At 45.1% G+C, this 24,173-nt stretch carries 22 protein-coding genes; 13 read left to right on the plus strand and 9 right to left on the minus strand.

The window, feature by feature from the left end:
• Positions 1-55: 55 nt before the first annotated feature.
• Positions 56-832: a helix-turn-helix domain-containing protein gene (locus KJS52_RS14705; protein ID WP_213516516.1), complete on the plus strand. Its 777-nt coding sequence runs from the start codon at positions 56-58 to the stop codon at positions 830-832.
• An 86-nt stretch (positions 833-918) separates the two neighbouring features.
• Entirely contained in the window at positions 919-1,383 is a 465-nt protein-coding gene (locus KJS52_RS14710) for a hypothetical protein (RefSeq protein ID WP_213516518.1), read from the plus strand.
• A 109-nt stretch (positions 1,384-1,492) separates the two neighbouring features.
• Here KJS52_RS14710 and KJS52_RS14715 read toward each other — a convergent pair whose 3' ends face one another.
• From KJS52_RS14715 to KJS52_RS14730, 4 genes are all read right to left on the minus strand, one after another.
• Positions 1,493-3,085 (minus strand): extracellular solute-binding protein, encoded by a 1,593-nt coding sequence (locus KJS52_RS14715; RefSeq protein WP_213516520.1) that lies wholly within the window; start codon positions 3,083-3,085, stop codon positions 1,493-1,495.
• A 73-nt stretch (positions 3,086-3,158) separates the two neighbouring features.
• Positions 3,159-4,052, minus strand: coding sequence for a carbohydrate ABC transporter permease (locus KJS52_RS14720; protein ID WP_213516522.1), 894 nt, complete (start codon positions 4,050-4,052; stop codon positions 3,159-3,161).
• A gap of 39 nt (positions 4,053-4,091) precedes the next feature.
• Positions 4,092-5,018: an ABC transporter permease gene (locus tag KJS52_RS14725; protein WP_213516524.1), complete on the minus strand. Its 927-nt coding sequence runs from the start codon at positions 5,016-5,018 to the stop codon at positions 4,092-4,094.
• Between the two features lie 291 nt (positions 5,019-5,309).
• Entirely contained in the window at positions 5,310-5,966 is a 657-nt protein-coding gene (locus KJS52_RS14730; RefSeq protein WP_213516526.1) for a helix-turn-helix transcriptional regulator, read from the minus strand.
• A 147-nt stretch (positions 5,967-6,113) separates the two neighbouring features.
• Here KJS52_RS14730 and KJS52_RS14735 point away from each other — a divergent pair, with 147 nt between their 5' ends.
• From KJS52_RS14735 to KJS52_RS14750, 4 genes are all read left to right on the plus strand, one after another.
• Entirely contained in the window at positions 6,114-7,466 is a 1,353-nt protein-coding gene (locus KJS52_RS14735) for an MFS transporter (RefSeq protein WP_246563584.1), read from the plus strand.
• 156 nt (positions 7,467-7,622) lie between these two features.
• Complete coding sequence (locus tag KJS52_RS14740) at positions 7,623-8,048, plus strand: collagen-like protein (protein ID WP_213516530.1); 426 nt, start codon at positions 7,623-7,625, stop codon at positions 8,046-8,048.
• A gap of 132 nt (positions 8,049-8,180) precedes the next feature.
• Positions 8,181-8,840 carry a TetR/AcrR family transcriptional regulator gene (locus tag KJS52_RS14745; protein WP_213516532.1) on the plus strand — a complete coding sequence of 220 codons (660 nt, stop codon included), beginning with the start codon at positions 8,181-8,183 and terminating at the stop codon, positions 8,838-8,840.
• A 66-nt stretch (positions 8,841-8,906) separates the two neighbouring features.
• Entirely contained in the window at positions 8,907-10,097 is a 1,191-nt protein-coding gene (locus KJS52_RS14750) for a serine hydrolase domain-containing protein (protein ID WP_213516859.1), read from the plus strand.
• A 465-nt stretch (positions 10,098-10,562) separates the two neighbouring features.
• Here KJS52_RS14750 and rpmG read toward each other — a convergent pair whose 3' ends face one another.
• From rpmG to rpsN, 4 genes are all read right to left on the minus strand, one after another.
• On the minus strand, positions 10,563-10,712 hold the full coding sequence (gene rpmG, locus KJS52_RS14755; RefSeq protein WP_213516534.1) for a 50S ribosomal protein L33: 150 nt from the start codon (positions 10,710-10,712) through the stop codon (positions 10,563-10,565).
• Positions 10,713-10,773: 61 nt separating this feature from the next.
• Positions 10,774-11,583: an AAA family ATPase gene (locus KJS52_RS14760; RefSeq protein WP_213516536.1), complete on the minus strand. Its 810-nt coding sequence runs from the start codon at positions 11,581-11,583 to the stop codon at positions 10,774-10,776.
• Positions 11,584-11,647: 64 nt separating this feature from the next.
• The gene (locus KJS52_RS14765) at positions 11,648-12,004 is read right to left on the minus strand and encodes a DUF3024 domain-containing protein (protein ID WP_246563587.1); all 357 of its coding nucleotides are present in this window, start codon (positions 12,002-12,004) and stop codon (positions 11,648-11,650) included.
• 8 nt (positions 12,005-12,012) lie between these two features.
• Positions 12,013-12,282, minus strand: coding sequence for a 30S ribosomal protein S14 (gene rpsN, locus KJS52_RS14770; RefSeq protein WP_213516538.1), 270 nt, complete (start codon positions 12,280-12,282; stop codon positions 12,013-12,015).
• A gap of 424 nt (positions 12,283-12,706) precedes the next feature.
• Between rpsN and KJS52_RS14775 the strand changes: the two genes are divergently transcribed.
• The 7 genes from KJS52_RS14775 to KJS52_RS14805 all read left to right on the plus strand — a co-directional run bounded on the left by KJS52_RS14775 (position 12,707) and on the right by KJS52_RS14805 (position 23,018).
• A complete protein-coding gene (locus tag KJS52_RS14775) occupies positions 12,707-13,240 on the plus strand; it encodes a hypothetical protein (RefSeq protein WP_213516542.1) in 534 nt (177 codons plus the stop codon).
• A gap of 1,228 nt (positions 13,241-14,468) precedes the next feature.
• Positions 14,469-15,416, plus strand: coding sequence for a MerR family transcriptional regulator (locus KJS52_RS14780; RefSeq protein WP_213516544.1), 948 nt, complete (start codon positions 14,469-14,471; stop codon positions 15,414-15,416).
• A gap of 633 nt (positions 15,417-16,049) precedes the next feature.
• Positions 16,050-19,127 carry a cellulose binding domain-containing protein gene (locus tag KJS52_RS14785; protein ID WP_213516546.1) on the plus strand — a complete coding sequence of 1,026 codons (3,078 nt, stop codon included), beginning with the start codon at positions 16,050-16,052 and terminating at the stop codon, positions 19,125-19,127.
• Between the two features lie 200 nt (positions 19,128-19,327).
• The gene (locus KJS52_RS14790) at positions 19,328-19,831 is read left to right on the plus strand and encodes a MarR family transcriptional regulator (protein WP_213516548.1); all 504 of its coding nucleotides are present in this window, start codon (positions 19,328-19,330) and stop codon (positions 19,829-19,831) included.
• Positions 19,828-20,400 carry a nitroreductase family protein gene (locus KJS52_RS14795; RefSeq protein WP_213516550.1) on the plus strand — a complete coding sequence of 191 codons (573 nt, stop codon included), beginning with the start codon at positions 19,828-19,830 and terminating at the stop codon, positions 20,398-20,400. The genes KJS52_RS14790 and KJS52_RS14795 overlap by 4 nt, the downstream gene beginning before the upstream one ends.
• A 200-nt stretch (positions 20,401-20,600) precedes the next feature.
• On the plus strand, positions 20,601-21,080 hold the full coding sequence (locus KJS52_RS14800; RefSeq protein WP_213516552.1) for a nitroreductase family protein: 480 nt from the start codon (positions 20,601-20,603) through the stop codon (positions 21,078-21,080).
• A gap of 240 nt (positions 21,081-21,320) precedes the next feature.
• Positions 21,321-23,018 carry an SGNH/GDSL hydrolase family protein gene (locus KJS52_RS14805; RefSeq protein ID WP_213516554.1) on the plus strand — a complete coding sequence of 566 codons (1,698 nt, stop codon included), beginning with the start codon at positions 21,321-21,323 and terminating at the stop codon, positions 23,016-23,018.
• Positions 23,019-23,200: 182 nt separating this feature from the next.
• Here KJS52_RS14805 and KJS52_RS14810 read toward each other — a convergent pair whose 3' ends face one another.
• Positions 23,201-24,070, minus strand: coding sequence for an AraC family transcriptional regulator (locus KJS52_RS14810; protein ID WP_213516556.1), 870 nt, complete (start codon positions 24,068-24,070; stop codon positions 23,201-23,203).
• Between the last annotated feature and the right edge of the window lie 103 nt (positions 24,071-24,173).

A 24,173-nucleotide genomic window follows, 5' to 3' on the forward strand; every position in this document is an offset into this window, starting at 1 on the left:
TCAATAAACTATAATATAGAAAAACTGACCTATCATGCTTTAGGAGCGTGTTTATATGTTGATGTTGCATTCCTGCGGCTGCCATACGATTCATGAAGATGGAATCGTAAGAAATCGCCCGAACGGATCAGGGAACTATACATTTGTCTTCTTTAAAAGCAGTGCTGAGCTAAAGCTTCACAATGATAGATTTAGCGTCGAGAAGAACAGCTTCATCCTGTTCCAGCCTGCAACTCCCCATCGTTATCGCGAGCTTGAAAGCCCGTTTATTAACGACTGGTTTCATTGCAGCGGCATTGAGCTGGATTACTTTCTGTCTCAAATACACTTTCCTGTAGATACGCTCGTGCGAGCTTCAGATCCATTGCTTATTTCCCGCTCTATTAGAGAGCTGCAACATACATTTCGTTTTGGCGGAACGCTGCGCGACGCAATTATCGACTGTGAGCTGCGCGCTTTCTTTATGAAGCTAAGCGACTTGCAGCAACGAACAGCACCAGAGAAGCTAAGTCGTTATTACATTCCATTCACCGAGCTGCGCAATGAGCTTTATCGCTCCCCGCCTTCCAACGTTTCCGTTGCGGAGCTTGCAGCACGTTTAAATATGAGCAAATCGTATTTCCAGCATATTTATAAAGATTTATTCCATTGCTCTGTCATGACAGATGTTATAAATGCAAGGCTTGAGCATGCCAAGTATCTTTTGGATCATAGCGAGCTATCTGTAGCCCATATTGCCAGCTTGTGCGGCTATGAAAATGATACCCATTTCATGCGGCAATTCAAAAAATTCGTCGGCGTCTCGCCCAGACAATATAAATTCAAGCAATGATAACCAGGGTTTTTAACTCCATATTTGCAGTACTCAGGATCAGTCCTGGCTTAATGTAAAATTTAATTAATGGAGGTTATTGTATAATGATTAAAAAAGCAGTTTTTTTTATTTTGTTTCTCATTCTTTTAATTGGCTGTTCATCCGCAAATGATGCTGATACTCAGATCGAAATTGACTTAAATAAGTATTATGGGGCTGAGGTCTATGTCAATCATGAGGATCACATTGAAAGTAAATTTTTGCGTGGTATTAATGATACTTATGACGTCATTCAGACCTTAAATAAGGTTAGTAAAGAGGAGTCAAAAGACTCATTTAATTTGCAAAAATGGGATTATATTGTTGTTCTTGGTGAAAAACTTGAACCGGTTAATAACAATGAGGATATTTATTTTGCAGCGGACTCAAATAAGCTGGTGATTTTTATTCAAGGAAATCAAATAAAGATAGATGATAAATTCGTTGTAACCTCTGATAATATAACTGAGAATTTTAAGAGGTTGTATGAGCAATTTAATTATGAACCTAGAGTTTGGGAAAAATACTAACATAGCTGAGATTTTTTCGACGAATTGAATGAATATATAAAAACTTAAGTCCCGAATGCAATACTTTCGCAGCGCATTCGGGACTTTTTGTTTCAAGTGGTATAGCTATCTAGTAAATGCCATTTTCCTGCAAATACTGCAGCCATTGCTGCTTGTAGCTTTCTTGAATTTTCTCAAGACCTGCTTGATTTGCTTTTTCCATAAACGTTTTCAATCCGCCTTCCACATCCTCAACAAGACCAGCCATTAGCGGGAATAAATATTGCTTCTCTACCTGCTCTAGCGCAGCCCGCTCTGCTTGATAGGAGCTGTAGTCCTCAGCGAAGCCAGTATAAATATCAGGAACTTGAACCTTATCGAGCTCTTTAAAAATTGCTTCAACCCCATCATAGCTAGGCTCGAACAGCATATAGTCAGGATTGCGCCATGCCCAGCCGTTCATTGCCTCGCGGGCAAAGCCGTTGGTGCTATTGTCGCCAACCATTTTGTAATAGCCGTCCTCTACGGTGTAGTTAACCCCTTCAAAGCCATATTGTGTCAATAGATTGTAACGCTCATCCGTTACCATCAGCTCATAGAATGCCAAGGCACGCTCTGCTTTTTTGCTGTTTTTCGGAATAGCAAAGCCGTTATGAATCGGGTGAACCGGTGTTGCATAGCCATTCGTCAAGCCAAATGGATGATAAGCCAAATCCCATTCCGGGTGAAGCGATTTCATTTGGTTAAGTGTATTATTGAAGCGTGTCGGATTGTCAGCCAACATAGCGGCTGCTGTACCGTTGATCAGCTTATCCTGATTGCTGTCTGTTTCATTAAGCTCGTTTTTTGAGAAGTAGCCTTTGTCGGCCCAGTTTTTGTACACTTTAAGATCGGCAAGATGCTCATCCGAACCCCAATAGCCTACCAAATTTGCTGGATCATGATAGGAAGCATGCAGCCCGTAAGGCAGCGCTCCTACACGCTGTCGCTGGAACTCCATATAGGAATCCTCAAGCGTTGCATCAACGGCTCCGCCTAGCGCAAGTGGTTGAATTGATGGCTCATTTTGCTTGATCCCTTCAAGGTACGCCTCGAATGTCGGGATATCAACCGGCTTTGGCAAATCGTATTTAACACGCAAATCCTCGCGCCATACGAAGCCGCCTGTTACGTATTCCTTGTAGGTAGCAGGCACAGTATAGATGCTGCCGTCAATTTTAACAGCTTCCCACATATCGGCTGGCACAAATTCATACAGCTTAGGCGCCGCTACTGACAGCAGCTCATCCAATGGAAGAAACGCGCCGCTTTTCGCATATTGCTGATATTGCGTCCATTCCGCTGTAAAGATCAGGTCTACATCCTGACCTGTGGACAGCAGCAGTCTATACTTCTGATCCCAGTCCGTCCAGGTCGTATAATTGAACTTAACTGTCGCATTCAAATCCTCAATCAGCCACTCATTAATTTGCTCTTCTACCTTGGGCAAATCCTTTGGCGCGTTGCCGAGCATATAAAATTGCAATTCAACTCGCTGTGAAGTATCAATGCCAGACGCAGCAGTTGGCTGATTGCCTTCCGCATTCGTTCCATTCGCTGTAGTCGTCGGGGTTGGTGTCGTGTTGGCTCCGCTATTCGAATTGCTGCTGCACGCCGCCAGCAGCGTCAACGCCAACACTAGCGAAAGTACAACATTTAAAGCTTTTCTCTGTTTTCCAAACATGAAAAATCCTCCCTTTGTTTTGATTCGTGTTCAGATTTTGAACTACCTTTATATGTTAGCTGGCAAGCCAGTTCTAACCCTTTACCGCCCCAATCGTCAGCCCCTTAACAAAATAGCGCTGAATAAACGGATACAGAAGCAGGATCGGCCCTGTCACGACAACGGCCATTGCCATTTTCATCGCTTCTGACGGAACCGGCCCTGACAGCACGACGCCTGCGCCCGCTCCAATACTATTTAGGAAATTGGATGTGTTAATAATATTGTACAAATAGAATTGCAGCTGATATTTCGCTGTATCATTGATAAACAGTGCCGAATGGAACCAGTCATTCCAGTAATGCAGCGCCAGAAACAAGCCAACCGTGGCCAGCCCTGGAACGGCTAGCGGCAATACGATGCGATAATAAATAATAAAATCGTTGGCGCCGTCGATTTTGGCCGATTCCACCACTTCGTCAGGCACAGCCGAGTTTATGAAGCTGCGCATCAATATAATGAGAAAGGGCGTCATCAGCGAAGGCCAAATAAGCGCATACATTGTGTTAGAAAATTTCAAGTAGTTGGTAATAAGCATATAATAAGGAACCAGCCCGCCGCCAAACAATGTTGTAAAGTAAATAACGAATGAAAAAAAGTTGCGGTATTTGAAATCCTTGCGCTGCAGCACATAGCCCGCCATTGTCATCAGCAGCAAGCCGACTGCCGTGCCAACGACTGTGACGAAGGTAGTTACTCCATACGCTCGCAGCAAATCCTCAGGAAACATAAACACGACTTTATAAGCATCGAGCGAAAATTCGGTCGGAATCAAATTATAGCCATCTCTCACGATCGACTCATTGCTGGAAAGCGAGGCCGACACAATAAGCAGAAACGGCAGCAGGCATAAGGCACTGCCAACGAGTACGACGGTGTAAGCGAGCAAGCGAAACCACTTGGTGGCGCTATCCTCTTTAATTTTCATCTCTATCCCTCCCTCCTAGGACGTGTTTGCATACACGCCCTAGAACAGTGCGTAATCTTTATTAATTTTTCGAATAATGCCGTTGACGGTCATAATTAAGATAAAGCCGAACACCGATTGATAGACTCCTGCAGCGGTCGCCATTCCCATATCAAAGGTAACGCGCAGCGAACGATAAACATAGGTATCGAGAATGTCCGTGGTGCTGAATAACAGCCCGTTATTGCCTACCATTTGATAGAATAGGTCGAACTGTCCCTTCATAATGCCGCCCAAAGCAAACAGCAGCAAGATGACAAATGTGTTTTTCAGCATAGGCAGCGTAATATGCCATGCTCGCTGAAAAATATTGGCCCCGTCGATTTTGGCCGCTTCATAATACTCATCGCTAATGCCTGTAATCGAGGCCAAATAAATGACCATGCTGTACCCGAAGTTTTTCCACAGGTAAAAAACGATAATAAGAAAAATCCACGCCTTCGGCATGGCGTATAAATTAATCGGCTCGCTGCCCAGCTTTTCCAGCATCGTATTCAGCACCCCCTGCTCATAGTTGAACAGGTTGAATACGATAACACTTAAAATAACGAACGAAACGAAGTAGGGCAGGAACAAGATGGACTGCGTAACCTTCTTGAACCATTTTCCTCTAATCTCGCTAAGCAGAACGGCCACTGATATCGACAGCACATTGACAAGCACAATAAACGCGATGTTGTAGCCGATCGTGTTGATCGTTAGCTGAACCAGCTTGCCGGATTTCCATAAAAACTCGAAATTTTTCAGACCAACAAATGCCATTTGAAACAGATTGGAAGAGTGAAAATCAAATTGAACAAATGCATAGTAAATTCCAATCATCGGCAAATAGTTGTTTATTAGAAAATAGAGCAATGTGGGCAGCAGCATGAGAAAGAGAATTTTATTTTTATTTAACTCATACAGCACTCCTTTTTTCTTGACCATGGTAGATCTCCTTTCATGAATTTGCGTCCTTGTCGGCCTGCTCAAACTATAAGCGAACTTGCCTGACGATTAAAAGTGCAAATCCAGTTCACCAATGAACAAATGAGCATTCTGCTAGTGAACAATTGTGAGATTAATGTACAAAAAGGCTTATTTGCAGCAAGTCGATCGTGTTAACTGTTGCGGCTGCACCATTTAAACAACAAAAACAGACTACCTTTAATCGATAGTCTGTTGAATAATTTGGAGTATAGGAAATGTTCACTGCTTTCTGCCCAAATTTTCCTGCTTTTAAACAAACGTAACCTTATACATGCATCGCAGATCCCCTTGCAAAATATGCTCTCCTCTTGTTACTTCAACCTCATTGCCAAGAACATCTTGAAACATTTTCAGCTCATTTCTGCAAATATCTGTGCAAACGCGCGCCGCTTCACAGATCGGGCAATGCTTCTCTACAATATAAAATGAACCATCATCATTGCTAATAATTTCAGCCATAAACCCTTCAGCTGTACGTGCTTTAGCAAAAGCGTCCAGCTTCTCCTTTATAGTACGGTGCTTTGCAGTTTTACTTTGATAGTCGATCAGCTGCTTGCTGGAATAAACGCTTAACAGCCTCTCCAGTCCTTCATCGCCAAACGCTTCCTTCATAGACTCAATCAAGCTTACTGTTAAAGTCGCATATCCATCAGGAAACAGCCGATTAGCCTCCGCTGTAAGAAACCACATTTTAGCGGGGCGTCCCATTGAGCGCGGCTCTTCTTTAAAATCTACCAGATCCTGCTCTTGCAAATCATATAAATGCTGCCGCACTGCCATAGCCGTGACGCCAAGCTCGCTCGACAATTGATGAGCATCCATTGCACCGTTATGCTTCAGCAGCTTTACAATCGATCTTCTCGTTCTTTCCGCGCCTATTTTTTCCGTAGATTTAACCTTCTTCATTCTACATCACCTACAGTTATCGTGTTACAGAGATTATAAAGAAAAATGTTGACAAAGTCAAAAGGAACATGTAACTTCTTTATAAAGAAATTTCTTTATAAAGTATCCGGATGCTTTAAACCTTATACATGGTGGAGGGAGAATAGATTGACGGTACAAAGTATCTTTGCCAAGCGATACGCTGCACTTTCAATTGGCATTATATTAGCGGCGATGACGATCGGCTTTGAAGGGTTGGCGGTAACGACAGTTGCTCCAATCATTGCCGGAGATTTGCAGGGCTTGCATTTATTCGGCTGGATCTTCAGCGCTTATTTGCTTGCGCAAATCGTAGGAACGTTAGTGATTGGTCGTCAGATTGACAGGAGAGGTCCTGCACTTTTGTTTACTGCTGCCATTATTATATTTGCGATTGGCTTAATCATTGCAGCTGTAGCGAATAATATGTATATTTTGATCATTTCTCGAGCATTGCAGGGCTTTGGCGCTGGAGCCATGTACACTTGTATTTATACAGCCATTTCTTTAAGCTACCCCGATTCACTCCGAGCAAAAATTTTAGGTGCGCTGGGAACAGCATATGTGCTGCCGTCGATGCTCGGTCCTTATGTTGCAGGTCTTTTAGCAAGCCAATGGTCTTGGCGCCTCGTCTTTTGGGGTGTTCTTCCTTTCCTGCTGTTGGCAATATTTTTAAGCATGCCTGTCTTTCTCCGCCTAAAAATGCCAGCAGTGCAGCAGGCTTCACAGCAAAGCGGTGTAATCAGCTTGTCTATTTTGCTGGCAATAGGCACCGGGCTTTTTCTTAGTGGTCTAGGCATGCTGCCTAAGATGCTAGGCATTGTTTTGGTGGTTGTCGGTTTGCTGCTCATGATTCAACCTTTGCGCAAGCTGCTTCCGGCAGGGACATTAAGCTTGCGGCCAGGTCTGGCTTCACTTATTGGCTCACGCGGCTTGTTTTTTGCAGCATATGTTTGTACTCAAAACTTCCTCGTGCTTGCATTGACTGATACTAAAGGGATGTCTGCCGACAAAGCTGGACTTATCGTTGCCAGTGCGGCTTTGAGTTGGAGCATTATTGCGATGTTGCAGGCTCGCTGGGATGCTGCCGATCAAGGGCGAGGCCGCCATAAGCGGATTATAAGCGGAATTATTCTCATGCTGGTTGGAATTGCAATTATGGTATGGATTCCAGCTATCAATACAACACTGGCAGTACTTGGGGAAATTATTATTGGTATCGGAATTGGGCTTGCCCATACAGTCAGTGGAACTGTAGCTTTTTCTGTTGTAAAAGAGGGAGAATCCGGTCAGGTTTCGGGCAGTCTGCAATTTGCCGATTCCTTCACGCCAGGAGTTGCTGTTGGCATCGGAGGAGCTATTATAGCCATTACCCAAACTGCAGGGATGTCTTTACAGGCTGGAATAACTTTGGCAATGAGCTTTAATTTAATTCTGTTAATTGTTAGCCTATATGCTAGTATACGTACACGTCGGGCTTAAAACATATCCATAACTTGAGCCTCACCGCCATGCTATTGCTTATAAGTGGGGAGGCTCTCCAACTATTTGAAATGGTTTTTATAGGTTTTCACCCAAGCATTCTTTCCGCGAAAGCATATGATGATTATGCCTATTCATTGAAAGGAGCGATCATATATGCATTTATTTCCAACCCCTGGAAGCGGCGGGGGATTTCCGGGTTTTCCGGGCGGACCTGGAGGACCTGGCGGGCCAGGGGGATTTCCAGGTGGTTTTCCGGGTGGATTTCCAGGCGGTTTCCCGGGCGGATTTCCAGGAACTCCGGGACCACCTGGGGGTGCACCGGGAGGCGTTCAAGCGCCAACAGCTCCTCCACCACAATTTGTGCCGCAAATGCAGGCAACCACGCTTGCCGTCGACCCCGGAGCAATCAGAGGCTGCTTATTCCGCAACACATACGTTTGGCTGAATAACGGCCAGCAATTCTGGTTTTTCCCGATATTCGTCGGACGTACTTCTGTTGCAGGGTTTAGATGGTTCGGTTACTTCTGGGCGTATTTCGGCACCGATTTGAATCGAATCCGCTCGTTCACATGCTTCTAATGCCGGTAGCGAAGGACGACAGCGAAGGAGGACGGCTTTCAGGGCTGTTCTCCTTGTTGTGTAATTTTATTGCTAATAATTTCTTGATAATACCACTGAGAGTTCAATGTTACTATCTACGAACAGCTTAAAATGGATTTTATTTTAATTTTACTTGAATATCTTATTTACTTGCATTATCATAAAAGAAATCACACGGTTTCTTTTGGGGTGAGTAGTTATATGGTACAAGTTCGTAAGCCTCAAATAAGAGAGGCTTTACTAAATTCAGCTAAACGCGAGTTTTTGAAACATGGATTTCAGCTATCCTCTACTCGAAGAATTGCAATTGGGGCAGGCACTACAACTGGCAACATGTATAAATATTTTCAAACTAAGAACGAACTTTTTGAGCAATTGGTTTCCGAGGTAAAAGCACAAATATATTCCTTCATTAGAGAGCATGAAGTCGAAAGCGGTGGGGTTCCTAATAGACTACAACAGCTTCAATCGTTTGTAAATTTAATGAGCGACTACCGAGATGAAATGTTATTGCTTATTGATGCTTCTAATGGCACGAAGTATCAGAATACTTACGAGGACTTGATTGAGATGATCTCGCTAAACTTACAAGAACATCTCCCAGACTTTAATCTCTCAATATCTGCAGCAGATTCTAAAATTCTTGTAAGAACAATTGCTGTAGGCCTTGTAGCAGGATGGGTTGACATACTACGTAATCATTCAGATAAGAAAGAAATTAAGAACGGTCTATACCAGTATTTTATGTTTGTTTTTAGAAGCTTCTTGTAAGCTTTTATTTTTCTTCCAAAAGAAAACGATTGATTCCTTTTAAGAGGAGGGAATAAAGTGGATCGAATGAAAGCTAACGGGTATGTAGAAGCGGGATTTGAACCAGTAAAGGATGCTTTTGAGCAAAATTTTAATAAGAAAGAGAATGGGGCAGCATGCGCTATTTATTATCAAGGTAGAAAAGTGGTGGATTTATGGGGCGGTTTAGCGGAACCACGTCTAAATAAATGTTGGGAAAAAGATACACTGGTACCCGTATTTTCGAGTACAAAAGGCTTTGCCGCCCTTGCAGTGGCAGTTGCGCATTCCAAAGGTTGGATTGACTATGATGCAAAAATATCGAGTTATTGGGCTGAGTTTGGAACTAATGGGAAAGAAAATATTACAATCAGGCAGCTATTGGCACACCAAGCTGGATTATGTACTCTTACTCAATTACAACTAGATAAAATTTCAGATTTAGATACCTCTCATATTGCTCCACAGCTTGCAGATCTAAAGCCCGAGTGGAATCCAGGAAGTATTCATGCATATCATACATGGACAATAGGGTGGTTCATTGGAGAAATCATGCGGAGAGCCGATCCTAAAGGGAGAACACTAGGGAAATTTTTTCACGAAGAAGTAGCACAGCCCTTACATGCTGAGTTTTTTATTGGTCTTCCTGATTATATTCCCCAGAGTAGACTTGCCGCTGTACAAGGAATGCATAGTCCATTCCAATTACTGTTTCACTTACATGAGATTCCTAAGCCACTGCTTATAGGTTTTCTGAACCCAAGATCGCTTACCTCACGAAGCATGGTGGATCGCAATAAGTTAGTCGCTCACGAAAACTTTAATAAGAGAGAGATGCTTTCAATCGAGTTACCTTCAGGCAATGGAGTCGGTGATGCAAGAAGCATGGCTAAAATATATAGCGAGTTCGCAACTGGTGGAAAGGCGCTAAACTTATCCAAAGACACGTTAATTGAGATTATGAAGCCTGCCAACCCTCCTTTCAATGGGTGGTATGACCATGTGAATAGATGTGAGGTTGGCTATTCGCTAGGTTTTTGGAAACCTATTTCAGGTCGAATGTTCGGTAGCAGCACACATTCCTTTGGACACCCAGGTGCAGGGGGATCCTTTTGTTTTGCAGATCCCGATCGTGCTGTTGGCTATGCATATGTCTTGAACAAAATTGGCGGGTATATGGATGGTAATCCGAGAGAAAATGAAGTTAGAAAAGCATTTTATCAGTGTATAACAAACTAGTTGAAGGTTTAGTCGATTATTCTCATTTGAGATGACACTGCCCGATTACACAACTTATGCAGCATTTCATTAATCTATACGACTCCGCTATGCTTAAGCAGCTTACTATGAAACTTCATGCAGATGCTCGCAGCCCCGAACGGAGTGAAGTCTGTCCTCCGATGGTCGATATGAAAATTCATAGAAAAATTCTATTAATTATAATTAAGAAGTTGTAAAAGTTGATTCGTTTTTACTGCCCTCTTTCGTAGACATGAAAGAGGGCAGTTTGCTTCATTGACCGATTATAGATATCACCATACTACAAAAGTGATCTGATGCCATATGTTTGTAAACGGTTTTGAACCCAGTGAAGTTGCAGGGCTCTTTCTATTGCTTAACGTACTTTGCTGGGCATGCCAAGCAAAGCACGCTAAGCAATAAAAATGACTGCTCAAATTGCTGAGCAGCCATCCTGCCTCGCCCTTAGCGAGTTTCTCTATGGATTGTATACTTTTTCAGACGCGGACAATACTTTCTGAGCTCCAGGCGCTCGGGATTTGTCCGTTTATTTTTGGTCGTTGTATAGTTGCGGTCCCCGCATTCTGTACACGCAAGTGTCACTACTACTCTCATCATGATTCCTCCCATTAAATTCGTTGAGTTTAAAAGGTATAAACTTTACAGGTATATTCACTTACAGGCTCGGCTGGGGTTTATATTCGACAAGCGCTTCCTCAATATGAGCGGCAGTTAGCCGGCGATCCTCAATAATCGCCTTGCGCTTTGCTTTAAGCACAACCTGCTCCATATCCGCATAGCTGCAGCCAGTTAACTGCTCCAGCGCTATTTGCATGGCTTGTTCCTCATGCGAGAAATCGCCGATCAATAAAGCAATATACGTTTCTGCCTCTTTTTTATCAGGCAAACTGTAGGTTATTTTCGTATCAAATCGGCGCCAGATCGCCTTATCCAGCTCCGCTTCCAAATTGGTGGCAGCGGTCAATATGCTGCCTCCTTCAAATTCGTCCAGACATTGCAGCAGCGTATTGACCACCCTCGCCATTTCCTTTACTTCGTCGTTATTTTCTCGCGTTCTAGCAATTGCATCAAATTCATCAAGAAACAAGACACACGGAGTAGCTTTGGCATATTCAAAAATTTTGCGAACATTGCTCGCCGTTTCGCCGAGATGGCTATGAATGATCGCATCAAGCCGCACCAGAATTAGCGGAAGCTCCATTCTCTTAGCCAAATAAAAGGCAGTTAATGTCTTTCCTGTACCTGGTGGTCCGAACATCACGATTTTATTGGGGATCGGCACATCGTAGTGTTCAAACTTTTCCTTCATCCCGAGTATCGTAATAAACTCCTCAATAATTTTGCGATTATAGTTCGGTAAGACTATTCGCTTCACTCTTCTGGCACATTCCTTGGCTGAATAGAAGGCAGCCATATCGATGCCTTTGGCGCGCGGCAGCCGTGTATTGGCGTTGGTTTTACTCATAAATGCTAGTCTCCTTCAATTTCCACGTCAGTTGGGTCGCCGATTGCCAAGGGTTTTGAAGCCATTACGAAATCCAGAACAAGCCATCCTGATCGATTTCAACCTGCTCCAGCTGCCGTTCAAAATCAGGATCAGGCAAAATGGTATCGACTAGAAACCATTCGCCGCCACTACTCTTGGCATATACGCTCCACATGCCTGCTTCCAAATAAAACTGGACGAGCGCTATGCGCTTCCATTCCCGTTTCGGATAATCTGGTCTTTCCTCAAACAAGGTCAAGCGATTCCTCTCAAATTCGTAGGTTAATCGCACCGCAGAGCGCACATCGCGCGGAACCTTCGCTGCAATGTATCCATCCAATATTTTCTCAAGCCTTCTCAGCGTAAAAAGATCCACTTTCTCTTCCCGCTTACATAGCATTGTCTGCATTACCAGCTCGACTTTTTAATGCCCGGGATTTGGCCTTTGTAGGCCAGCTCTCTAAACACAATGCGCGACACTTTAAATTTGCGCAAATAACCGTGCGGTCGGCCGCTTACTTCGCAACGGCTATGCAGTCGAGTTGGAGATGCATCGCGCGGTAGCTTGCTCAGCCCAACATAATCCTTGTTTTCTTTCAATTGTCTTCTGATTTCTGCATAACGCGCAACCGTCGCTTGTCTTTTCTTCTCCTTCACGACTTTCGATTTCTTAGCCATCTTCATCAACCTTTCTTTATTTAAATTTATGGTTAATCGTAATTGTTATGATTTTAAATAGTAATCGTTACGATTTCATTTGTCAAGCGTAAGCTTTGTCAGCGCTCCGGAGCAAAGCAATCCTCCAGTCGCTTTTCCTGTTCTTATTATTCCTCCTTACCCCTAAATTTCGATAAATATAGTGAATTTACATCTATAGCTAATAGATTGATAATATGGTAGAATTTAGATATCCAATGTGATCGTACCTGTTATAGTGGAGGTGATTGGTTAAAATTATATTGGAGGGATCATTCTGAAATCATCTAAAAAAAAGATTTTTATTGTGTACTCTTTGATTGTAGTTGTCGTGGCTATAATAGTAATGCAACGCTTCCTTACTCACGAGAAACTCTCTGATCATACCATAGTGAATGATGGTGTTATGGTCACTAAGCAATTTAGCGTGGAGTCGATAACGGCAAAGCAAAATACTTCGGCAAAAGGATCCATTTTTGTATGGGGTGATAAAGAAGTCCCCCAGCAAATAAGAATTGTTGCGTCGTTTGAAATTGATCCTGAAGATTTCGGCGGAGTAACTATTTACATCCCGAAGAAATGGTATATCGCTAATATTTTAAGTAGTTATCCAGAGGATCAAAAAACTTCACTGCACCCATATGCTTCTGAAACTGATATGAACTTAGGCAATGAATGGAGAAATAAAGTTGAAGTCGGTGTAACAAATCTACAAGACCCTGCAGGCGGAGGATCTGGAACGATAATAATTGATTTAGTTCCTGATGATAAGGCAATTTTACCTTCGGAAACTTTCAACATTATGGTTTCCGTTGGTTCCGATACCAAAGACGGTGTAAGGTCAATTGGTGTCAATTCAATCAAAATCCCTATCTCTGTGAATGCTGAGAGTAAGAATCAATTATTGATGCCTTCCAACGATACGATACTAAGAATGTAGAGCATGAACAAATCATCACAAAACATAAACATCAAGAAACAACTCTACAAGTACTTCTTCAACGTGCGAATCAGGCTGATGAATAACGTCAGACACGGTTATTTCATTAGGCAGCTATCTGGGCATGAGTTCTGAAATGTATCGGGCTCATGCCTTTTAATTTCTCCTCTGATGTTTGTTCAACTTTTGTTTTGGTCCAGGTGATTTAGACAGTATTGAGCAATTTGCACACGTTCTTCAAATGTCTTTGTACGCCCCTTTAATCATCTTTGGTTCATTCCTTTGCTTCGGTCATTAAACGCCTCATGGCTATTATACTGCTACCCTTTCATTAAAATCGTTCTGCCTGATACCTAATACTTTTCATGAGTTCCAGTACGGAATACTGCCCTGATAAATAATTCTTTACGGCTCGAAGTTTCTGCTCTGCTGTATAGGTGCGGTAAGGAAATACAACACCAAATACAGCCTCCCCGAATACTTCGTATTTTAGATACCATGAAATAAACTAAGCTCTCCTCCAGTCGCTTTTTAAAGCGTAATACTTTCTTATTTGAATTTCTATGGTTGCATTACAATGTTAAAGGCGACACACTTCGTTTTCCGGATGCTTTGCTCCTCCGCTGTAGCTATTTTTGAGTGCAGGACCAAGAAGCTTGGACGCTAGTAGAAAATGAGGAGCGCAGCGTAGAGCTAAAGCTACGTGAGCACCGGAATTTTCGCTAGCGTTCAAGATTCGCCGCCGAATACGCTACATCGAAGTTACATCGTCATCAAAGTCGGATTTTTGAACATCCCCTTCCAATTGAAGTTTAAAAAGCTGGGCTTTCAGGACCAAGAAGATGGCACGATACTAGAAGGCGAGGAGCGCAGCGTAGGCAAAAAGCTACGTGAGCACCGGAGCCTTCGGTAGCGTGACATATTCGACGCCGAATACGCTACATCGAAGTTACATCGTCATCAAAGTCCAGCTTTTTAAACCTCTCCTTCCAGTAAAAGTTCAAAAATTCGGCTTTCAGGACCAAGAAGCTTGGACGCTAGTAGAAAATGAGGAGCGCAGCGTAGAGCAAAAGCTACGTGAGCACCGGAATTTTCGCTAGCGTTCAAGATTCGCAGCCGAATATGCTCCAACGCAACTACATCGTCATCAAAGTCGGATTTTTGAACATCCCCTAAAGGTTGACTGTTCCCTTGGGTTTTGGTTTACAATTACCCCGAGGTGATATCGATGCGGATACAAGAGGTTTGCAGGGCGTTAGCCTTAACGAAAAAAGCAGTAGAATACTACATCAAGCAAGAGCTACTCACGCCAAAGACGCTGGAAAACGGCTATCGTCAATTTAGTGAGCAGGATGTTGAGCGGTTGCGGAAAATTAGCATTTTACGCAAGCTTGGATTAGGAATAAAGGAAATTAAGCAGGCGCTTGCAGAAGATGGAGCTGCCTTGCTCAGACGAAAAATACTGCAAAACGAGCAGCGCTTGATGTATGAGCAGCTGAGGCAGTCTTTATTAGCTGAATTAAGCGAACGCGGCGATTGGCAGGAAATCGAAGGCAAGCTTCTAGTATTGGAGCAGCAGGAAACGGTTAGCAGCAAGCTGCTTGGAGCGTTCCCAGGAGAATTTGGCCGCTTTATCGCCCTCCATTTCGCCCATTTTCTCCCGGATGCGATAGAAAATGCGGAGCAGCAAACGGCATACGAGGAAATCATCAACTTTCTTGATGATACAGCGACATTGTCATTTCCGGTGCAAGGGCAGTCAACGCTGGATGATCAGCAACCAGCTCTGGACAACCAGCTTTCAACTCTGTACGACCTGCAATCAGCTCTGGATGCTCAACAACCAACTCTGGAGAATCAGCAAGCAATGCTTTCGTTATCGGACTGGCGTCAGCTTTCAGCAGATATGATTATTAATGTACAGCGAGCGGAGCAATTTCTAGAGAAGAATGAGGAAAGCATCAAGGCCTATCTGGCCTTTAAACAATCTGAGCAATATTTGACTTCCCCTGCCTTCCAGATGCAGCAGCTGCTGAGACAATTTCAGCAAGCAAGCGGCTACTACGAACGCTTTATCCCTGCAATGAAGCGACTAAGTCCAGCTTATCGCGAATATATTGAGCAGCTTGAACAAGCATCCGGCGCACTGCGAGCCAAGTACGGCGATCAGCTCTAGCAGCTATAGAAGTTTACAGCAAACTCGCTCAGAGCGCGTGTGATGTATGAAAAATATCCGATAGTAAAAGACGCTAGTACCCCCTCTGCAGCGTCTTTTCTACATTTTTGCAACAAGATCATTCTTGACGCCTCGAAAAACTGTAATGAAGGTGGATTATTGTTGTCTTTTTAACGGCGATTGGATAATCTCCCTTGTGATCGTATGATTGACAAACGTAAACGTACAGGCTAATCTTTAAATAAATCACTGGTTATGATTTTAATGTCATAATTGTATTTTTAATCCATCCATTCGACTTTGACAACATTTCGCATATTGCACCTTACTTCTTCTAAGATTGCCGCTACTGCGGCAGCCCCAACAGCTTGCATTTAAGCAACTTACTTCCTTCTTTGGACCAGTCACGACCCTCTTGCTTTTTATATAATCCACCTTAGTTCAACAGCTGAAACGCTTTATCGACATCTGATGCTTGCACATAAGCATCGCTTGCTTCGCTGTGCTTTTCAGCATTCATGTATGCGGTTACATTTTGTCGAAAATTTATTCATACTCTAACAAGGAGGTGAGTCCTTTCCATCTGAAAGCCTGCAGCATTTAAAATCTAATAAATAGTAGGAGGAATAGTTAATGGTATCAATAGCTTATCGAAAACTGCCCTTACTTCTAGCTGCTGCTGTATTGATTTCATGCTTTACTGTAATTGGCCCGAAAACAGCGAATGCTGCACCTAGCGAGCCCTACCACTGGCAAAATGTTGTGACCAATGGCGGCGGCGGCTTTATACCCGGCATTATTTTTAATCAGAGTGAACAAGATTTAATTTATGCAAGAACAGATATCGGCGGTGCTTACCGCTGGAATCCTTCTGATGAAACCTGGATTCCGCTGCTCGATTTTGTCGGCTGGGACGATTGGGGCAAAACTGGAGTTGATGCGCTGGCAACTGACCCTGTTGATCCGGATCGCTTATATCTCGCAGTAGGAACCTATACGAACAGCTGGGACCCGAATAATGGTTATATTTTACGCTCTACGGACCGCGGCGAAACCTTCCAGGAAACGGAGCTTCCTTTCAAGGTAGGAGGCAATATGCCTGGCCGCTCGATGGGCGAACGCTTGCAAATCGATCCGAATGACAACTCCATCCTCTTCTTCGGTGCCCGCAGCGGCAACGGCTTGTGGAAGAGTACAGATTATGGCGCGACCTGGTCCAAGGTAACGAGCTTCCCGAACGCTGGAACTTATGTACAGGACCCTTCCAATGAATATCAAAGCGACATTATGGGCTTGGCATGGATCACATTTGACCCGACTACAGGCTCGCCTGGCAATGCGACACAAACGATTTATGTCGGCGTTGCTGATTTGGCTGAAAGCGTTTACCGCAGTACAGACGGCGGTGCAACCTGGCAGGCTGTTCCTGGACAGCCGACTGGATATTTGCCTCATCATGGCGAGCTGTCTGCTACTGGTGAGCTGTACATTACCTACAGCGATGGCATCGGCCCTTACGATGGTACAAAAGGCGAGGTATGGAAGCTGAATACGCAAACAGGCGTATGGACGAATATTAGCCCTGTGCCTGACAACGACAATTATTTCGGCTACGGCGGTCTCGCTGTCGACAAACAGCAGCCGAATACGATCATGGTTGCTTCCCTCAATTCATGGTGGCCGGATGCGATTATTTTCCGCAGTACAGATGGCGGCGCAACTTGGACGCGCATTTGGGATTGGGAAGGCTATCCGAATCGCAGCCTTCGTTACACCCATGACATTTCAGCTGCACCATGGCTTGATTTCGAGCAAAATCCGCAACCGCCAGAAATAACGCCTAAGCTGGGCTGGATGATTGGCGACCTGGAAATCGACCCATTTGATTCCAACCGTATGATGTATGGCACGGGCGCTACGATCTATGGCACCAAAAATTTAACTGCATGGGACAGCAATCAAAAAATTAAGCTTGAGGTTATGGCGCAAGGCATTGAAGAAACAGCTGTGCAGGATTTGGTAAGCCCGCCTGCTGGTCCTCCTCTCGTCAGTGCCATGTATGATGTAACAGGCTTCAGACATGACAATTTGCTTGCCCCACCTGCAAAAATGATGACGAATCCGAACAGCTCGCTAAGCCTTGATTACGCCGAGCTAAGCCCGAACTTCTTTGCGAGAGTCGGCACGGCGGACTACGCGGCTGATCCTAATGCCAAATCGATAGGCTTCTCCTATGATGGCGCAGCGAACTGGAATAAAGCAAACAGCGAGCCTGCCGGCACGAAAGGCGGCGGAAATGTCGCTGTCTCTGCCGATGGCAATGCGGTTGTATGGAGCACGCAGGATGTAGGCGTCTACTACTCGCATTCAGGCGGCAATAGCTGGACGAAGAGCACGGGCGTGCCTGATGGTGCGGAGGTCCGTTCCGACCGTGTTAATCCTGACAAGTTTTACGCCTCGATTGGCGGCAATTTCTATGTAAGCACGAATGGCGGAGCAAGCTTTACGCAAACAGCAGCAGCTGGCCTGCCGACGGAAGGATCGCTTAATTTCAAAGCGATGCCTGGTCGTGAAGGTGATATTTGGCTGGCTGGCGGCAGCGATACTGGCGCATATGGCTTATGGCATTCTACAGACTCAGGCCAAAGCTTTACGAAGCTGGCCAATGTTCAGGAGGCTGACACGATTGGCTTTGGTAAAGCAGCGCCTGGCAAAGACTATATGGCGTTGTATGTAACGGCGAAAATTGACAATGTGCGCGGCATTTACCGCTCTGATGATGCAGGCGCCACTTGGGTTAGAATTAATGACGACCAGCATCAATACGGTGTTCCAAATGCAACGATTACAGGCGATCCACGAATTTACGGCAGAGTTTATCTTGGAACAAACGGACGCGGCATTTTGTTTGCTGATCCAGTAAATGGTCCTGGAACTCCTGGCGGTCCTGATCCAGTCGAATCATCGACAATCAGCCCGAGCACAGCCAACTTTGACAAAAAGCTCGAGCTGCAAGCCGATCTTGCCGTTGCTCTCACTTTGAACGGCAATACATTGTCAGGCATCAGCAATGGCAGCTATACGCTCGTACCTGGAACAGACTACACCGTTAGCGGGACATCAGTTACGATATCGAAAAATTATTTGGCCAGCTTGCCGCTGGGCAGTGCTGCTTTAGCGTTCCACTTTAGCGCAGGTTCATCTCCTGTACTGAGCCTGACGATTCAGGATTCAACAACACCTGAGCCGGGCGAGCCAGGCGAGCTTAAGGTGGAAATGTATAACGGCGGCTTAAGCTCATCGACCGTTTCCATTAACCCTCGCATTCGACTTACGAATACGGGAAGCAGCGCAGTCGCACTGACAGATGTCAGCCTGCGCTACTACTTTACAGCTGATGGAGCGCAGCAGCAAAACTTCTACTGCGATTGGTCGCATGTCGGCAGCGCCAATGTACAGGGCAGCTTTCATACGTTGGCGACAAGCAAGCCGAATGCCGACTCTTATTTGAATATCAGCTTTACGAGTGCTGCTGGCTCTCTTGCTCCTGGTCAAAGCATCGAGCTGCAAACGCGCTTTTCCAAAAATGACTGGTCCAACTACAGCCAAAGCAATGACTACTCGTTCCATCCTTCGGCTACATCGTACGTTGAATTCAATAAGCTGACAGCGTATATCAACGGCGAGCTGCAATGGGGAATTGAGCCTTAATCTCAGTTAAAATTAACGTTCAAACACACACTTAAAGGAACAGCGCATACGAACTTCGGCTTCCATTTCTATTTTATGTAGAGATGGAAGCCGTTTTTTTATATCCATGCTCACATTTTTTGAAATTTGATATTGATTATCATTTTCGTATATGATAAAACTATTGTTAACTAGTTAACAATTTTGAATGAGGTGTTCTAATGGATAAATCAGCCCTACTGCATCAGCTTTATACCCAATATTTACATGTCATGCATATGTCAGAGCGGGCTGCCGAGCTAGTGCCGCAAATCTTAAAGCAAAGATTCAGCAATACAGAACTTCCTTCCCTTCCCGTTAATTTGACCGCGATTCATGTGATCGATTGTATCGGACGCCATAAATCGGTCAATGGCACGACATTAGCCGCTCATATGCGGTTGTCCAAAGCGGCAATTTCGAAAATGGGCAGCCGGCTTATGAATGCCGGGCTCGTTACGCGCAGTCAATTGCCGCATAACAAGAAAGAATATTTCTACTCCCTTACCGAGCTAGGCGAGGAGCTTTATGTGCTGCATTCTCAGCTGCATCATGAAGAGGAGCAAAAATTTTTAAGCTTTTTAGAAGAATGGGAAATGGAAGAGCTAACTGTCATTATCCGCTTCCTCCAACGTTTTGGTGAAACGCTGGAAGAAAGAATACGTGAAAGCGAGGAGCTAGCATGAGTGTAAAGCAGCTCATTGAAAGCCGGAGAAGCATTCGTAAAGTAAAGGACGAGCAAGTTGAGGATGCTCTTGTGTATGAACTGCTCCAGCAAGCCGCCGGGCTATGCCCGCATCCTGAGCGATTGAAGTCTACCCGCTTCCTGTTGGCTACCGAATATGAAGCAAGAGCACGCCTAACGCGCAGCCTAACTAATATTTTCGCCTCTAGCAAGCTGGGCAAATGGCTGCCGGATAAGCTCTGGGAAACCGTCAACAAGCGATTTATGGAAATTCCGGGACATTTGATTGTCATCACAAAGTCTGATGCGAATCCACAAAAGCAGGACGAAAATATTGCCGAAGCCTGCTATATGATGCAAACACTGCAGCTGCTTGCCTGGGAACGCGGCATAGGGATGCTTTGGGACTCGGAGGATATGCTCTATGTTCCGCAATTTCTAGAGGCGCTTTCGCTTGCGCCCGATGAACAAATGCTGGGCATTATTCATTACGGCTATATCGCCAAAATCCCGCGGCCGCGCAAGCGCACTGAGGCTGCCAAACGGCTTACTACTTACCCAAGTCTATAGGGATGTTTAAAAAGCACGACTTTGATGACGATGCGATTGCTTCGTAGTGGATTCGACGGCGAATATGTCACGCTACCGAAGGCTCCGGTGCTCACGTAGCAAGTGCCTACGCTGCGCTCCTCGCCTTCTAGTATCGTGCCATCTTCTTGGTCCTGAAAGCCCAGCTTTTTAAACTCTCTAAAAAAAAAGGAGGAAATGCGATGTCATCTGTTATCTCACAACCGCTTGTCGTGGAGGAATGGGCACAACGCCCTGTTGATCAACAGGAAGTGCTTGCAATACTGGAATCAGCTGTCTGGGCTCCAAATGACGGGCTGCGTGAACCGTGGCGCTTCATTTATGTAGATGGAGAGCATGCTGCAGCATTGTGGCCAGAGCATCCTGCTGCCCCTGCGCATTTAATTGTCGTTGCTATGCTGAGCGAAGCGTCTCACAAGCAGCTCGAGGATCTATGCGCTGTATACGGATTGATTCAAAATATTCATTTGCTGGCCTGGGAGCGTCAGCTCAGTGTGCGCACGTCAAATGCTGCGTGGATCTACTCTTCCGCGGTTCGCGAGCAGTTCAAACTTAAAGAGCGGGAACGAATCGCTGCTGTGCTGGACTTGGGATACGCAGCACGCTATACGACTAAGCAAGCGAACCATGATCCTGTCCCGCTGCAAATTGGCACCTATTAACATGAAACAGATTGTGGATAGCCGCGTACTAATGAATTCAACGCCAACTTGAAAATTGATCATACCGTTTGGTCCTATGCCAACGAAAAGGTTTCGTTGCAAATTTATTTGAAATAGCACTGCCTTTGCGAAAACCTATATTTTCAATAGTAAAATCCATAGTTTGTGAGGTTTTTATTTACTTTAAGCTGCGATAAGATGTGCAGATAAACGACTCAGACCAAGAAAGGAAGATCGTCAATGACTGACCTATTATCGCAGCCTGATGAAAAGCGAAAAGGCTTTTATATTTTATTTGAGGCTATGCTCGAGGCATCCTCGCGAGCCGATGGAAAATTTGTACAGGATATTTACTTGGAAGGACGTCTCGCCGATCAAGCCAAATATACGGGCGGGATCGACGACGATAGCATGCTCGAGCTGCTGAAAAGCTGTGAAGGCTTTCGCCGCTTGGTGCATAGCATCGGCGTATCGGTTCGCTCACTGGAAGGAAGTCAAAGCGAGGTTCGCTTTACTCTGGAAAATTGGGGAAAAACAAGCAAGTATGAATCAGGCTCCCGTATTAGTGCAATATGCCCCGCCGATGGGTCAGAGGTTGTAATGAAGCTTAGCGACTACAGCTGGACCTCAGAGGATGATGTGCTCGGGAAATTCACCTTTGAATTTGAGCAGGCAGGAGCGCTCGCGATTGCAAATGTCGTTTTTTATTTGCACGACGGCTACGACGCGCCTGAGCTTATAGCCGATGAACCGGTTGCTTTCGACTCCGATGCTTATCGCAGCATGATTAGCCGTTCCCTGCTGCATAAAGGCAACAATTATCGCTTGAAGAAAGCGATTGAAAAAGCAAAGCAAGGCGAGGATGTTACGATCGCCTACATCGGCGGCTCCATTACGCAAGGTGCAGGCGCCAAGCCGATCCACAGCGCCTGCTATGCGTACCAATCCTATCTCAGCTTCAAAAAGCTGTTTGCTAAAAACGGCGGCGAGCATATTCATTTCGTCAAGGCAGGGGTTGGCGGCACTCCCTCGGAGCTCGGCATGATTCGCTATGAGCGCGATGTGCTTAAAGACGGCGCTGTCTGGCCGGATATCGTCATTGTAGAATTTGCCGTTAATGACGCCGATGATGAAACTCGGGGCAAATGCTATGAGAGCCTCGTGCTGAAGGCGCTTGCCGCTGAAAATGAGCCCGCTGTTATTTTACTGTTCAGCGTATTTATTAACGATTGGAATTTGCAGGACAGACTTGCTCCAGTAGGCTTGCACTACGATCTTCCGATGGTGAGCGTCAAGGATGCGGTCGTTCCGCAATTCCACTTAAGCAAGGAAGCCGGTCATGTTGTAACGAAGCGGCAATATTTTTACGACAGCTATCATCCAACCAACATCGGCCATACCATTATGGCGGACTGTCTCGGCTGGTTGTTTGCCGAGGCAGAGTATTCCGAGCTGCATGAGCGAGATATCGACTTGAGCAAGCCGCCGATCATCGGAAACGACTTTGCCCATGTCCGCTTGCTGGACCGCTCAACGAATACAGCGATAGCCGAAATAGCCAAAGGCGCCTTTCATGAAACGGATACGGATTTGCAAATGGTTGAAATGAATGATCAGCCGTTCGCTACTGCCCAATTTCCTCATAACTGGATGCATACGGCTGAAGCGGGAAATGAAAGCTTCAAGCTAAAGCTGAAGAGCAGAAGTCTGCTGCTCGTCTACAAGGACAGCGGCAGCAATGATTTTGGCCGTGCAGACATTTTCGTGGACGGCAAGCTTGTGCAAACGGCTGACCCGCGAATTATAAATTGGACGCACTGCCATGCCACCATTCTCTACAATGAACCGGAAGCGCGCGAGCATACGATCGAAATTCAAATGGCGCCAGGCGACGAGCATAAACGCTTTACGATACTGGCCTTTGGATATGTGAGCTAATGCTCTTGCCTGAGCTATAGATAAACGCTGCACAACAGGCACAGAGGATTCTGAAAACGTTAAGGCGTGAAAATTCGGCATAAGCTGCTCCCTTCAGAGTTGCATACACGCCCTAATTGATCCCTCTGTGCCTTAGCTTAACTTCTTGGATTTCTTCTTGAAGTTAGCATTCAACAAAATCTTTACTCATAATAAATGGCATCGTAAGGAAACTCCAGCTTTTTCAGACGATACTGCTGCGGCGTCATCGCCATATATTGGCGAAACACCTTGCCAAAGTAGCTGGGGCTGTCGAAGCCGCACTGCCGTCCGACCTCATAAATCGGCTCATCTGTCGTGCGCAGCTTGGCGATTGCCGCTTCAATTCGCCGCTCCCGCAAATAATCGAGCGGTGATCGTTGCTCCGACTTCTGAAATAGTCGGCATAAATAATGCTTGTTAATTCCGCAATGCTCGGCCAGCATGTCCAAGGTTATCGGCAAAGCATAGTTATCTCTCATATAGCGCTTCGCCTTCTCGATAATCGAGCTGGAGCTCACTGTAATTTCCTTGCTTCGTTCCCTGCTGCTTTGCACAAGTGCTAGCATCCATTGATAGACCGCCGCAGACAGGGCATATTTGTCGGTCACCTTTTGCTCATCAATCATCTGCAGCAGCTTCCAATAGCTTTGAATTAACGCAGAGTCGCTGTCTCTTGTAATGATCGGCCCTTCCTGCTCGATTACGTAATCCCAGATCCGATTCGCTTCATCACCACGAATGTTAAGCCATATAATTTCCCACGGCTCTTGCTGCGCGCTATAGTAATATCGATGACGGCTAGGAACCTTCACAAGAAATGCAGTGCCTTTCGGCAATGCAATCGTCTGGTTGTCAATGTCAATATAGCCGAGACCGCTAAGCGTGTACTGGAATATAACATGTCCGCAATCCGGGCGCTCATCGCCTGCAAAGCTGTAGTCTATGCTGTCAATCCTCTGCCAGCCAATCGAATCCAGTGTCAATATTGTTTTATCCTCATTACGAAATGCATATGAAGCAACATTTTTCATTAGCTTTCCCCTTACAAAAGTCAATTTTGTTATATTATACGTCACAACATTTAGATTGTCTGCCTATTCGTGCAGCAGTAAGATGGTGTAAAAGGAGTGAGCT

Origin of the sequence: Paenibacillus montaniterrae (assembly GCF_018403185.1) — a bacterium.
Lineage (GTDB): Bacteria > Bacillota > Bacilli > Paenibacillales > Paenibacillaceae > Pristimantibacillus > Pristimantibacillus montaniterrae.